At 70.0% G+C, this 12,614-nt stretch carries 12 protein-coding genes; all 12 read left to right on the top strand.

The features are described 5' to 3' along the window. Positions 1-99: 99 nt before the first annotated feature. The 12 genes from OHU74_RS06415 to OHU74_RS06360 all read left to right on the top strand — a co-directional run bounded on the left by OHU74_RS06415 (position 100) and on the right by OHU74_RS06360 (position 12,556). Positions 100-639 carry a hypothetical protein gene (locus OHU74_RS06415; protein ID WP_371615000.1) on the top strand — a complete coding sequence of 180 codons (540 nt, stop codon included), beginning with the start codon at positions 100-102 and terminating at the stop codon, positions 637-639. 123 nt (positions 640-762) lie between these two features. Continuing rightward, a complete protein-coding gene (pdxS, locus tag OHU74_RS06410; RefSeq protein WP_030294529.1) occupies positions 763-1,680 on the top strand; it encodes a pyridoxal 5'-phosphate synthase lyase subunit PdxS in 918 nt (305 codons plus the stop codon). A gap of 7 nt (positions 1,681-1,687) precedes the next feature. Continuing rightward, positions 1,688-2,281 (top strand): pyridoxal 5'-phosphate synthase glutaminase subunit PdxT, encoded by a 594-nt coding sequence (gene pdxT, locus OHU74_RS06405; protein WP_371614999.1) that lies wholly within the window; start codon positions 1,688-1,690, stop codon positions 2,279-2,281. A 57-nt stretch (positions 2,282-2,338) separates the two neighbouring features. Further along, positions 2,339-3,091 carry a YebC/PmpR family DNA-binding transcriptional regulator gene (locus OHU74_RS06400; RefSeq protein ID WP_330295445.1) on the top strand — a complete coding sequence of 251 codons (753 nt, stop codon included), beginning with the start codon at positions 2,339-2,341 and terminating at the stop codon, positions 3,089-3,091. A gap of 136 nt (positions 3,092-3,227) precedes the next feature. Next, the gene (gene ruvC / locus OHU74_RS06395) at positions 3,228-3,764 is read left to right on the top strand and encodes a crossover junction endodeoxyribonuclease RuvC (RefSeq protein ID WP_371614998.1); all 537 of its coding nucleotides are present in this window, start codon (positions 3,228-3,230) and stop codon (positions 3,762-3,764) included. Beyond that, complete coding sequence (gene ruvA / locus OHU74_RS06390) at positions 3,761-4,393, top strand: Holliday junction branch migration protein RuvA (RefSeq protein WP_371614997.1); 633 nt, start codon at positions 3,761-3,763, stop codon at positions 4,391-4,393. The genes ruvC and ruvA overlap by 4 nt, the downstream gene beginning before the upstream one ends. A gap of 146 nt (positions 4,394-4,539) precedes the next feature. Beyond that, a complete protein-coding gene (gene ruvB / locus OHU74_RS06385; RefSeq protein WP_330295442.1) occupies positions 4,540-5,601 on the top strand; it encodes a Holliday junction branch migration DNA helicase RuvB in 1,062 nt (353 codons plus the stop codon). A gap of 166 nt (positions 5,602-5,767) precedes the next feature. Then, positions 5,768-6,235 carry a preprotein translocase subunit YajC gene (gene yajC / locus OHU74_RS06380; protein WP_330295441.1) on the top strand — a complete coding sequence of 156 codons (468 nt, stop codon included), beginning with the start codon at positions 5,768-5,770 and terminating at the stop codon, positions 6,233-6,235. A 153-nt stretch (positions 6,236-6,388) separates the two neighbouring features. After that, a complete protein-coding gene (secD, locus tag OHU74_RS06375; protein WP_371614996.1) occupies positions 6,389-8,188 on the top strand; it encodes a protein translocase subunit SecD in 1,800 nt (599 codons plus the stop codon). A gap of 3 nt (positions 8,189-8,191) precedes the next feature. Further along, a complete protein-coding gene (secF, locus tag OHU74_RS06370) occupies positions 8,192-9,247 on the top strand; it encodes a protein translocase subunit SecF (RefSeq protein WP_371614995.1) in 1,056 nt (351 codons plus the stop codon). Next, a complete protein-coding gene (locus OHU74_RS06365) occupies positions 9,244-9,798 on the top strand; it encodes an adenine phosphoribosyltransferase (protein ID WP_371614994.1) in 555 nt (184 codons plus the stop codon). The genes secF and OHU74_RS06365 overlap by 4 nt, the downstream gene beginning before the upstream one ends. Positions 9,799-10,117: 319 nt before the next feature. Beyond that, a complete protein-coding gene (locus OHU74_RS06360; protein WP_371614993.1) occupies positions 10,118-12,556 on the top strand; it encodes a bifunctional (p)ppGpp synthetase/guanosine-3',5'-bis(diphosphate) 3'-pyrophosphohydrolase in 2,439 nt (812 codons plus the stop codon). Positions 12,557-12,614: the final 58 nt, after the last annotated feature.

Below are 12,614 nucleotides of genomic sequence, written 5' to 3'. Positions count from 1 at the left end.
GCGCTGCTGCCCGTACCCACCCGCCGCACCCCCGCACCCGCCGGGGGCGCGGGGGCGCGAAAGCGGTGACCGGGCCGGCGAAAGGTAAAGTCGCCGCCCGTGATCGAAACCCTTGTCTGGACTGCTCTGGCGCTCGGTGTCGTCGGGGTCTACCTCAGTTGGACCGCCGGGCGGCTCGACCGGCTGCACTCGCGGATGGACGCCGCCCGCGCCGCGCTCGACGCCCAGCTCGTCAGGCGGGCCTCCGTGGTGGTGGAGGTGGCCGCCTCGGGGGTCCTGGACCCCGCTTCCTCCATCGTGCTGTACGAGGCCGCGCACGCGGCCCGGCAGGCCGAGGAGGAGCACCGGGAGGTCGCCGAGAGCGAGCTGAGCCAGGCGCTGCGCGCGGTGTTCGCCGACTCCGGCCAGGTCGACGCCCTGAAGGCGGCCCCGGGCGGGGTGGAGGCGGCCGAGGAGCTCGCGGCGGCCGTCCGCCGGGTGCCCATGGCCCGGCGGTTCCACAACGACGCCGTACGCGCGGCCCGCGCCCTGCGCAGGCACCGCAAGGTCCGCTGGTTCCGGCTGGCCGGGCACGCACCGTTCCCGTTGGCCTTCGAGATGGACGACGAGCCTCCGGTGGATCTGGCCGAACGCCCGTAACTTGTACCCAATGGCCAAAATGCGAAGAGCCACCGGCTGCACATTGGCCCTTGCAGTGGACTGCTCCAGAGGGTTTCCTCGGTCGAGTACCACCTGAATCTTCCTTTCGAGTGAGGTCAATCCGTGAGCACGCTTCCCTCCACCCCGCAGTCCGCTGAGTCGGCTATCGGCACGTCCCGCGTCAAGCGCGGCATGGCCGAGCAGCTCAAGGGCGGTGTGATCATGGATGTGGTCAACGCCGAGCAGGCGAAGATCGCCGAAGACGCCGGCGCCGTGGCCGTCATGGCCCTGGAGCGGGTCCCCGCCGACATCCGCAAGGACGGCGGCGTCGCCCGGATGTCCGACCCGAACATGATCGAAGAGATCATCGAGGCCGTCTCGATCCCGGTCATGGCCAAGTCGCGCATCGGCCACTTCGTCGAGGCCCAGGTCCTGCAGTCCCTCGGCGTCGACTACATCGACGAGTCCGAGGTCCTGACCCCGGCCGACGAGGTCAACCACTCCGACAAGTGGGCCTTCACCACCCCCTTCGTCTGCGGTGCCACCAACCTGGGCGAGGCCCTGCGCCGCATCGCCGAGGGCGCGGCCATGATCCGCTCGAAGGGCGAGGCCGGTACCGGCAACGTCGTCGAGGCCGTCCGCCACCTGCGCCAGATCAAGAACGAGATCGCCCGCCTGCGCGGCTACGACAACAACGAGCTGTTCGCCGCCGCCAAGGAGCTGCGCGCCCCGTACGAGCTGGTCAAGGAAGTTGCCGAGCTCGGCAAGCTCCCGGTCGTGCTGTTCTCCGCCGGTGGCGTCGCCACCCCGGCCGACGCCGCGCTGATGCGCCAGCTCGGTGCCGAGGGCGTCTTCGTCGGCTCCGGCATCTTCAAGTCGGGCGACCCGGCCAAGCGCGCCGCCGCCATCGTGAAGGCCACCACCTTCTACGACGACCCGAAGATCATCGCGGACGCCTCCCGCAACCTGGGCGAGGCCATGGTCGGCATCAACTGCGACACCCTCCCCGAGTCCGAGCGCTACGCCAACCGCGGCTGGTAATCACCTCATGACGAACACCCCCGTTATCGGCGTCCTGGCTCTCCAGGGCGATGTACGGGAGCACCTGATCGCCCTGGCCTCGGCTGACGCCGTGGCCAGGCCGGTCCGGCGTCCCGAGGAGCTCGCCGAGGTCGACGCCCTGGTGATCCCCGGCGGCGAGTCCACGACGATGTCCAAGCTCGCCGTGCTGTTCGGCATGCTGGAGCCGCTGCGCGAGCGCGTGCGGGCCGGGATGCCGGTCTACGGCACCTGCGCCGGCATGATCATGCTCGCCGACAAGCTCCTGGACGGCCGTGAGGACCAGGAGACCCTGGGCGGCATCGACATGATCGTGCGCCGCAACGCCTTCGGCCGCCAGAACGAGTCCTTCGAGGCGCAGGTCGACTTCGCGGGCATCGACGGCGGCCCCGTCGAGGGCGTCTTCATCCGCGCCCCCTGGGTCGAGTCCGTCGGCGCCTGTGCCGAAGTGCTCGCCACGTACGACGGTCACACCGTCGCCGTGCGCCAGGGCAACGTGCTCGCCACCTCGTTCCACCCCGAGCTGACGGGTGACGACCGGGTCCACGCGTACTTCGTCGACATGGTGCGCGCGGGGCTCTGACGGCGTCCCGGTAGGATCTGAGGCGAACATTGTTGGTGACGCGAAGGAGACAGGCAGATGTCCGGCCACTCTAAATGGGCTACGACGAAGCACAAGAAGGCCGTGGTTGACGCCAAGCGCGGCAAGCTCTTCGCGAAGCTGATCAAGAACATCGAGGTCGCGGCCCGTATGGGCGGCGCCGACATCGATGGCAACCCGACCCTCTTCGACGCCATCCAGAAGGCCAAGAAGAGCTCGGTCCCCAACAAGAACATCGACTCCGCGGTCAAGCGCGGCGGCGGTCTCGAGGCCGGCGGCGCCGACTACGAGACGATCATGTACGAAGGCTACGGCCCCAACGGCGTCGCGGTGCTCATCGAGTGCCTCACCGACAACCGCAACCGTGCCGCGTCCGACGTGCGGGTCGCCATGACCCGCAACGGCGGTTCGATGGCCGACCCGGGCTCGGTCTCGTACCTGTTCAACCGCAAGGGCGTCGTACTGCTGCCCAAGGGCGAGCTCTCCGAGGACGACGTCCTGGAGACGGTGCTCGAGGCGGGCGCGGAAGAGGTCAACGACCTCGGCGACCAGTTCGAGATCATCAGCGAGGCCACCGACATGGTCGGCGTCCGTACCGCGCTCCAGCAGGCGGGCATCGACTACGACTCGGCCGACTCCAACTTCCTGCCGACCATGCAGGTCGAGCTGGACGAAGAGGGCGCGCGCAAGATCTTCAAGCTGATCGACGCGCTGGAGGACAGCGACGACGTGCAGAACGTCTTCGCCAACTTCGACGTCTCGGACGAGGTCATGGAGAAGGTCGACGCCTGACAGGTGTTGACCGCGCACAGCGTCGGGCCGCGGGCCGACGGGGACACACCCCGTCGGCCCGCGGCTTTGTCAGTGGCACCCGATAGCCTGCGTAACCTGCACGTACGTGCGTACGGGCGAGCGAAGGAGGGGTGGGGTGCGGGTACTCGGCGTTGACCCGGGGCTGACGCGATGCGGCGTCGGCGTGGTCGAGGGGGTGGCCGGCCGCCCCCTGACGATGCTGGGCGTGGGAGTCGTACGGACGCCCGCGGACGCGGAGTTGGGCCTGCGGCTCGTCGGCATCGAGCAGGGCATCGAGGAGTGGCTCGACGAGTACCGCCCCGAAGTCCTCGCCGTGGAGCGGGTGTTCAGCCAGCACAACGTGAGCACGGTGATGGGCACCGCCCAGGCCAGTGCCGTCGCGATGCTGTGCGCCGCGCGGCGGGGGATACCGGTCGCCCTGCACACCCCCAGCGAGGTCAAGGCCGCCGTCACCGGCAGCGGCCGCGCCGACAAGGCCCAGGTCGGGGCCATGGTGACCCGGCTGCTGCGGCTGTCGGCCCCGCCCAAGCCCGCCGACGCCGCGGACGCCCTCGCCCTCGCCATCTGCCACATCTGGCGGGCCCCCGCCCAGAACCGACTCCAGCAGGCGGTGGCCCGGCACGCCACCACCCTGAAAGGCCGCACCTCATGATCGCCTTCGTCAGCGGCCCGGTCGCCGCGCTCGCCCCCACCCTGGCCGTCATCGAGGTCGGGGGAGTGGGCATGGCCGTGCACTGCACGCCGAACACCATCGCCGGCCTGCGGACGGGCGAGACGGCCCGACTGGCCACCTCCCTGGTCGTACGGGAGGACTCACTGACGCTGTACGGGTTCGCCGACGACGACGAGCGGCAGGTCTTCGAGCTGCTGCAGACCGCGAGCGGGGTCGGGCCGAAGCTCGCGCAGGCGATGCTGGCCGTCCACAGCCCGGACGCGTTGCGCATCGCCGTCTCCATGGGTGACGAGAAGGCGCTGATGGCCGTCTCCGGCATCGGGAAGAAGGGCGCGCAGAAGCTCCTGCTGGACCTCAAGGACAAGCTGGGCGCTCCGCTGGGGTCGAGCGGGATGGTCGGCGCGCAGCGCGTGGTGGCCTCCGGCCCGGCGCCGTGGAGCGAGCAGCTCTCGGCCGCGCTGATCGGCCTCGGCTATGCGTCCCGGGACGCGGACGAGGCCGTCTCCGCGGTGACCCCGCAGGCGGAGGCCGCGATCGCCGCCGGCGGTTCGGCCCCTGTCCCGCAGCTGTTGCGCGCGGCCTTGCAGTCCCTGAACCGGGCCCGGTGAGTCCGGGGCACCCCCAGCGGTAGCTGGGGGAGGGTCTGGGCGGAGCCCAGGAAACGGAGAAGGGGCGGGGCGGGGAGAATGGCCTCGCAGGGCCGCCCGCACGCGACAGACCACCGCACCACACCGAGAAGGCAGACTGAACCACCGTGAACTGGGATGACGAGAGCGACGACCGGATCGTCGCAGCCGCGGCGGACGGCGAGGACACCGCCGTCGAGGCGGCCCTGCGGCCCAAGGACCTCGGCGAGTTCGTCGGCCAGGAGAAGGTCCGCCAGCAGCTGGACCTCGTCCTCAAGGCGGCCCGCCAGCGCGGGGCGACAGCCGATCACGTCCTGCTCTCCGGCGCGCCCGGCCTCGGCAAGACCACTCTGTCCATGATCATCGCCGCCGAGATGGGCGCGCCGATCCGGATCACCTCCGGCCCGGCCATCCAGCACGCGGGCGACCTCGCCGCGATCCTCTCCTCCCTCCAGGAGGGCGAGGTCCTCTTCCTCGACGAGATCCACCGCATGTCCCGGCCCGCCGAGGAGATGCTGTACATGGCCATGGAGGACTTCCGGGTCGACGTGATCGTCGGCAAGGGTCCGGGGGCCACCGCGATCCCGCTGGAGCTGCCGCCGTTCACGTTGGTGGGCGCCACCACCCGGGCCGGGCTGCTGCCCCCGCCGCTGCGCGACCGCTTCGGGTTCACGGGGCACATGGAGTTCTACGCCCCCGAGGAGCTGGAGCGGGTCATCCACCGCTCCGCGCGCCTCCTCGACGTGGAGATCGACACGGCCGGCGCCGCCGAGATCGCCGGACGCTCCCGCGGCACTCCCCGCATCGCCAACCGGCTGCTGCGCCGGGTCCGGGACTACGCCCAGGTCAGGGCCGACGGCGTGATCAACCGCGAGGTCGCCGGTACCGCCCTGAAGGTCTACGAGGTGGACGAGCGCGGGCTGGACCGCCTCGACCGGGGCGTCCTGGAGGCGCTGCTGAAGCTCTTCGGCGGCGGGCCCGTCGGGCTGTCCACGCTCGCGGTGGCCGTCGGCGAGGAGCGGGAGACCGTCGAAGAGGTGGCCGAGCCGTTCCTCGTGCGCGAGGGGCTCTTGGCCAGGACCCCCCGGGGCCGGGTCGCGACCCCGGCCGCATGGGCTCACCTGGGACTTGTTCCGCCGCAGCAGACCGGTGGCGGATCAAGCGGACAACAGGGGCTCTTCGGGGCCTGACGGCGCGGAGGTTCGCCTCGTCAGGAACTGCGGTGACATGCTGGGCGTTGTTCCATCGGTGCGGACTCGCCTAGACTCCGCCGATGCCGACCCTTACGGTCGGCGTACCCACCCCCCGTAGAAAAGGCCGCGCACTCGTGCGGTCGATGCGAAGGACCTGCGTCCCTTGAATATCATCTCCCTCCTTCCGTTCCTGCTGATCATCGGCGCGATGTTCCTGCTGACCCGCAGCCAGAAGAAGAAGCAGCAGCAGGCCGTGCAGATGCGCGATCAGCTGACGCCCGGCACCGGTGTCCGCACCATCGGCGGCATGTACGCCACGGTGAAGGAGATCGGTGACGACACGGTCACCCTCGAGATCGCTCCCGGCGTCCACGCGATGTTCGCGAAGAACGCCATCGGCGCCGTCCTCGAGGACGAGGAGTACAACCGCATCGTCCACGGCGTGAGCGATGATCTGACCATCGACACGCCGGTCGTCCCGGACGACGCGTCCTCCCTGACCGAGGGCGAGGCTCCCAAGCTCGACCTGGGCAAGAAGGACGAGCCCAAGGCCGACGAGCCCGCGGCGCAGGAGCCCAAGGACGACGAGCCCAAGGACGGCAAGTCCGACGGTGAGGCCGGCGCGAAGTAGCGCCCGGCAGGGGACCGCGCAGGGAGCCTGATCGGCGTCCCCGGCGGTCCCCGCCAGTGACCCTTCTGCGGGGGGCAGGGGTCCCCACACACATTTCGTGGCCGTCCACGCGCTGACCCGGCGCGGGACGGTTGGACAGGGAGATACGACAAGGTGGCAGCACCGAAGAAGGGCCGGCGGCCCACGGGGGCTCAGGGGAGGCCGGGGCGTTCCCTGGCCATCATCCTGATCGCGATGGTGGCGCTCACCGCGGGGATGTTCCTCACGAAGCAGACGACGCCGCGACTCGGCATCGACCTCGCCGGCGGTACGAGCATCACGCTCAAGGCCAAGAGCGAGCCCGGCAAGCCGGACGCGATCAACGAGACCAACATGAACACGGCGGTCGGCATCATCGAGCGCCGTGTCAACGGTCTCGGTGTGTCGGAGGCCGAGGTTCAGACCCAGGGCACCGACCACATCATCGTGAACATCCCCAAGGGGACGAACGAGCAGCAGGCGCGCGAGCAGGTCGGTACCACCGCCCAGCTGTACTTCCGCCCTGTCCTGGCGATGGCGGACGGTGCCCCGATCACCCCCGAGGCCAACGCGAGCGGCTCCCCGAGCCCCTCCGCGAGCGGTTCCGGCTCTCCGTCCGCCGGTGCGCCCACCCCGTCGTCCAGCGCCACTTCCCAGGGCCGTGCGCTCAGTGAGGCCCTCAAGGCCCCGAACGCCCCCTCGCCCTCGCCCTCGGCGAGCGCTTCGAAGAAGGCAGACGACAAGGCCACCACCCCGCCGGCTTCCCCCTCGGCGAGCACGCCGCCGAGCGCCGACCAGGCCGCCGCCGCGGACCTGCAGGCGAAGTTCGCCGCGCTGGACTGCAGCAACGAGGCGCAGCGCGCCGCGGTCGGCAAGAACGTCAAGCCCGAGGACCCGACGCTCGCCTGTGGCAAGCGCGGCAACGCCTGGGGCAAGTGGGTGCTCGGCCCGGCGCAGGTCAACGGCCAGGACGTGAAGGACGCCAAGGGCGTCATCGACCCGCAGCGCGGCATGTGGATCGTCACGATGCAGTTCACCGACAAGGGCGCCGACAAGTTCGCCAAGATCACCGGTGAGCTGGCCGCCAAGCAGTCCCCGCAGAACCAGTTCGCGATCGTGCTCGACGGCGAGGTCATCTCCGACCCGTCCGTCAGCCAGGCGCTGACCGGCGGCAACGCCGAGATCTCCGGCGGCTTCACCCAGCAGTCGGCGATGGACCTGGGCAACATGCTCTCGTACGGCGCCCTGCCGCTGTCCTTCCAGGAGGACAGCGTCACCACCGTCACCGCCGCGCTCGGTGGCGAGCAGCTGAAGGCCGGCCTCATCGCCGGTGCCATCGGCCTCGCGCTCGTCGTGATCTACCTGCTGGCGTACTACCGGGGCCTGGCGTTCATCGCCATCATCAGCCTCCTGGTCTCCGGCGTCCTGACCTACACGATCATGGCGCTGCTCGGAAAGGGCATCGGCTTCGCGCTGAACCTGCCCGCCGTCTGCGGTGCGATCGTCGCGATCGGTATCACCGCGGACTCGTTCATCGTGTACTTCGAACGCATCCGGGACGAGATCCGCGAGGGCCGCACCCTGCGTCCGGCCGTCGAGCGCGCCTGGCCGCGGGCCCGGCGCACCATCCTGGTCTCCGACTTCGTGTCGTTCCTGGCCGCCGCGGTGCTGTTCATCGTGACCGTCGGCAAGGTGCAGGGCTTCGCCTTCACCCTGGGTCTGACGACCCTGCTCGACGTGGTCGTGGTGTTCCTCTTCACCAAGCCCGTCATGACGCTGCTGGCCCGCACGAAGTTCTTCTCCAGCGGTCACCCGTGGTCCGGGCTGGACCCGAAGCGACTGGGCGCGAAGCCGCCGCTGCGACGTTCGCGTCGTACGGGCTCCGGCGCGCCCACCGCGAACCTCGAAGCTCCCGTCGACGCAAAGGAGGCGTGAGAGATGTCGAAGCTCGGAGATCTCGGCGCCAAGCTGTACCGAGGTGAGGTCGGCTACGACTTCGTCGGCAAGCGCTTCGTCTGGTACGGCGTTTCCATCCTGATCACGATCACGGCGATCGTGGCCCTGGCCGTCTCTGGCCTCAACATGGGCATCGAGTTCAAGGGCGGGGCCGTCTTCACGACCCCGAAGACCTCGCTCTCGGAGGCCCAGACCCGCACTGCCGCGCAGAAGGCCTCCGGCCACGAGGCGACCGTCCAGAAGCTCGGCACCGGCGGCATGCGCATCCAGATCTCGGAACTGGACACCGCCGCCGCCGCCGACGTGAAGACCAAGCTCGCGACCGACCTCAAGGTCGAAGCGGGTCAGATCAACGCGGACCTGGTCGGCCCCTCCTGGGGCGAGCAGATCGCCAACAAGGCCTGGACCGGCCTCGGCATCTTCATGGTCCTCGTGGTGATCTACCTCGCCATCGCCTTCGAGTGGCGGATGGCGGTCGCGGCGCTCATCGCGCTGATCCACGACCTCACGATCACGGTCGGCGTGTACGCGCTGGTCGGCTTCGAGGTCACCCCGGGTACGGTCATCGGTCTGCTGACCATCCTCGGTTACTCCCTCTACGACACCGTCGTCGTCTTCGACGGTCTCAAGGAGGGCTCGAAGGACATCACCAAGCAGACCCGCTGGACGTACAGCGAGGTTGCCAACCGCAGCATCAACGGCACCCTGGTCCGCTCGATCAACACCACCGTCGTGGCGCTGCTCCCCGTCGGGGCGCTGCTCTTCATCGGCGGCGGCATCCTCGACGCCGGCATGCTCAACGACATCTCGCTGTCGCTGTTCGTCGGCCTCGCGGCCGGCGCCTACTCGTCGATCTTCATCGCGACCCCGCTGGTCGTGGACCTGAAGGAGCGCGAGCCGGCGATGAAGGCCCTGACGAAGCGGGTGCTCGCCAAGCGGGCGGCCGCCGCGGCCAAGGGCGAATCGTCCGAGGACGGCTCCGAGAACGATGAGGCGCCGCAGGTCGTGGCGCAGGGCCGGTCCGGACGGCGCCGGTGACCGCGGAGCTCTCCACCGAGGTACGGGACCTGCTGCTCAGCCGGATCACGGACGTGGCGGACTACCCGAAGCCGGGGGTGATGTTCAAGGACATCACCCCGCTGCTGGCCGACCCGAAGGCGTTCGCCGCCCTGACGGACGCGCTGGTGGAACTGGCCGAGAAGTACGGGGCGACGAAGATCGTCGGACTGGAGGCGCGGGGGTTCATCCTGGCGGCTCCGGTGGCCGTGCAGGCCGGCATCGGCTTCGTCCCGGTGCGCAAGGCCGGAAAGCTGCCGGGGGCGACGCTCCTGCAGTCCTACGACCTGGAGTACGGCTCGGCGGAGATCGAGATCCACGCCGAGGCGCTGTGCGCCGAGGACCGGGTCATGGTCATCGACGACGTGCTCGCCACCGGTGGCACCGCCGCCGCTTCGCTGGAGCTGATCCGGCGGGCCGGGGCGGAGGTCGCCGGGGTCGCGGTCCTGATGGAACTGTCGTTCCTGCCGGGTCGTGAGCGGTTGGTCGCGACGCTGGGCGATGCTCCGCTCGACGCGCTGATCGTGGTCTGACCACGCTGCTTGCGAAGCGGGCGTGCACCGGGAATCCCCGGGGCGCGCCCGCTTCGGCGTGTGCGGGCCGCTGCGCGGGGCCGTCCCCTACCCACCCTTCCACCGTTCCCTGGGGCTCCGCCCCAGACCCCGGTCCTCAAACGCCGGACGGGCTGGATGGCCCCGCCGGCGTTTGAGGCGCGGGGCCCGGGGCGGAGCCCCAGCAGCGGACCCGCACCGGAAGCGTCGAGGCGCGGGCTCGGGGAACGGTGGGACGCAACCCTCGCTACGATGGGTTATCCGGACCGGACACGGGCACCGGATCCGCTGAGGAGCGCTCTTGCCAGACGAGGTCCAGCCAATCTCCGCCGCGCAGCCCGACCCGTCGGCCGAGCCGGCCGCCGCGGCCCCCGCCACGCCCCCGCCGGCCGCTCCGGCCCCCGCGCCGCCGGTCAAGCCCGTGCCCGCGAAGTCGGCCGGGTCCTCCAACCGGGTGCGCGCACGGCTGGCCCGCCTCGGCGTCCAGCGTTCCAACCCGTACAACCCGGTCCTGGAACCGCTGCTCCGCATAGTCCGCAGCAACGACCCGAAGATCGAGACGGCGACGCTGCGCCAGATCGAGCAGGCCTACCAGGTCGCCGAGCGCTGGCACCGCGGTCAGAAGCGCAAGAGCGGCGACCCGTACATCACCCACCCGCTCGCGGTGACGACGATCCTCGCCGAGCTGGGCATGGACCCGGCCACGCTGATGGCCGGGCTGCTGCACGACACCGTCGAGGACACCGAGTACGGGCTGGAGGACCTGCGGCGCGAGTTCGGCGACGCGGTGACCCTGCTCGTCGACGGCGTCACCAAGCTCGACCGGGTCAAGTTCGGCGAGGCGGCCCAGGCCGAGACCGTGCGCAAGATGGTCGTGGCCATGGCCAAGGACCCCCGGGTTCTCGTGATCAAGCTCGCCGACCGGCTGCACAACATGCGCACCATGCGCTACCTCAAGCGGGAGAAGCAGGAGAAGAAGGCCCGCGAGACCCTCGAGATCTATGCCCCGCTGGCGCACCGCCTGGGCATGAACACGATCAAGTGGGAGCTGGAGGACCTCGCCTTCGCGATCCTCTACCCCAAGATGTACGACGAGATCGTGCGGCTGGTGGCCGAAAGGGCACCCAAGCGCGACGAGTACCTCACCGTGGTCACCGACGAGGTGATGGCCGACCTGCGGGCCGCCCGTATCAAGGCCACCGTGACCGGACGCCCCAAGCACTACTACAGCGTCTACCAGAAGATGATCGTGCGGGGCCGCGACTTCGCCGAGATCTACGACCTGGTCGGCATCCGCGTCCTCGTGGACACGGTGCGCGACTGCTACGCCGCCCTCGGTACGGTGCACGCGCGATGGAATCCGGTCCCCGGCCGGTTCAAGGACTACATCGCGATGCCCAAGTTCAACATGTACCAGTCGCTGCACACCACGGTCATCGGACCCAGCGGCAAGCCGGTCGAGCTCCAGATCCGCACCTTCGACATGCACCGCCGCGCCGAGTACGGCATCGCCGCGCACTGGAAGTACAAGCAGCAGACCGTCGCGGGCACGTCCAAGGTACGGACCGACGTGCCGCAGGCCGCCAAGGGCAGCGCGGGCCACGACACGGTCAATGACATGGCCTGGCTGCGCCAGCTGCTGGACTGGCAGAAGGAGACCGAGGACCCGAGCGAGTTCCTCGACTCGCTGCGCTTCGACCTTTCGCGCAACGAGGTCTTCGTCTTCACGCCCAAGGGCGACGTCATCGCGCTGCCGGCCGGCGCCACCTCCGTGGACTTCGCGTACGCCGTCCACACCGAGGTCGGCCACCGCACCATAGGAGCGCGGGTCAACGGGCGGCTCGTGCCGCTCGAATCGACCCTCGACAACGGAGACCTCGTCGAGGTCTTCACCTCCAAGGCCGAGGGCGCCGGCCCGTCCCGCGACTGGCTGGGCTTCGTCAAGTCCCCCAGGGCCCGCAACAAGATCCGCGCCTGGTTCTCCAAGGAGCGGCGCGACGAGGCGATCGAGCACGGCAAGGACGCCATCGCGCGGGCCATGCGCAAGCAGAACCTGCCGATCCAGCGCATCCTGACCGGCGACTCGCTCGTCACCCTCGCGCACGAGATGCGCTACCCCGACATCTCCTCGCTCTACGCGGCGATCGGCGAGGGCCACGTGGCCGCGCAGGGCGTCGTACAGAAGCTGGTGCAGGCCCTCGGCGGCGAGGACGCGGCCAACGAGGACATCGAGGAGTCCATCGCCCCGGTCCAGGGCCGCAGCAAGCGGCGCAAGAACGCGGACCCCGGCGTGGTCGTCAAGGGCGTCGACGACGTGTGGGTCAAGCTGGCCCGCTGCTGCACGCCGGTGCCCGGCGACCCGATCGTCGGGTTCGTCACCCGGGGCAGCGGCGTATCGGTCCACCGCAAGGACTGCGTCAACGTCGACTCCCTGTCCCAGCAGCCCGAGCGGATGCTGGAGGTCGAGTGGGCCCCCACCCAGTCCTCCGTCTTCCTGGTCGCCATCCAGGTCGAGGCGCTCGACCGGTCCCGGCTGCTGTCGGACGTCACCCGGGTCCTGTCGGACCAGCACGTGAACATCCTCTCGGCGGCCGTCCAGACCTCCCGCGACCGGGTGGCCACCTCCCGGTTCACCTTTGAGATGGGCGACCCGAAGCACCTGGGACACGTCCTGAAGGCCGTTCGGGGTGTGGAGGGCGTCTACGACGTCTACCGTGTGACTTCGGCAAGAAGGCCCTGACCGGGCATCCGGCCGAGCCGACCGGCAGACCGGTCGGCCGGGTGGCCCGGTTCCACCG

This window comes from Streptomyces sp. NBC_00454 (genome assembly GCF_041434015.1).
GTDB lineage: Bacteria > Actinomycetota > Actinomycetes > Streptomycetales > Streptomycetaceae > Streptomyces.
Note: the sequence above shows the minus strand (reverse complement) of the source record. Positions and strands in the feature narration are given on the sequence as shown.

Coding starts and splice junctions, on each gene's coding strand:
- secF (WP_371614995.1), top strand. CDS start 8,192: ATGTCGAAGCTCGGAGATCTCGGCGCCAAGCTGTACCGAGGTGAGGTC.
- OHU74_RS06400 (WP_330295445.1), top strand. CDS start 2,339: ATGTCCGGCCACTCTAAATGGGCTACGACGAAGCACAAGAAGGCCGTG.
- ruvA (WP_371614997.1), top strand. CDS start 3,761: ATGATCGCCTTCGTCAGCGGCCCGGTCGCCGCGCTCGCCCCCACCCTG.
- pdxT (WP_371614999.1), top strand. CDS start 1,688: ATGACGAACACCCCCGTTATCGGCGTCCTGGCTCTCCAGGGCGATGTA.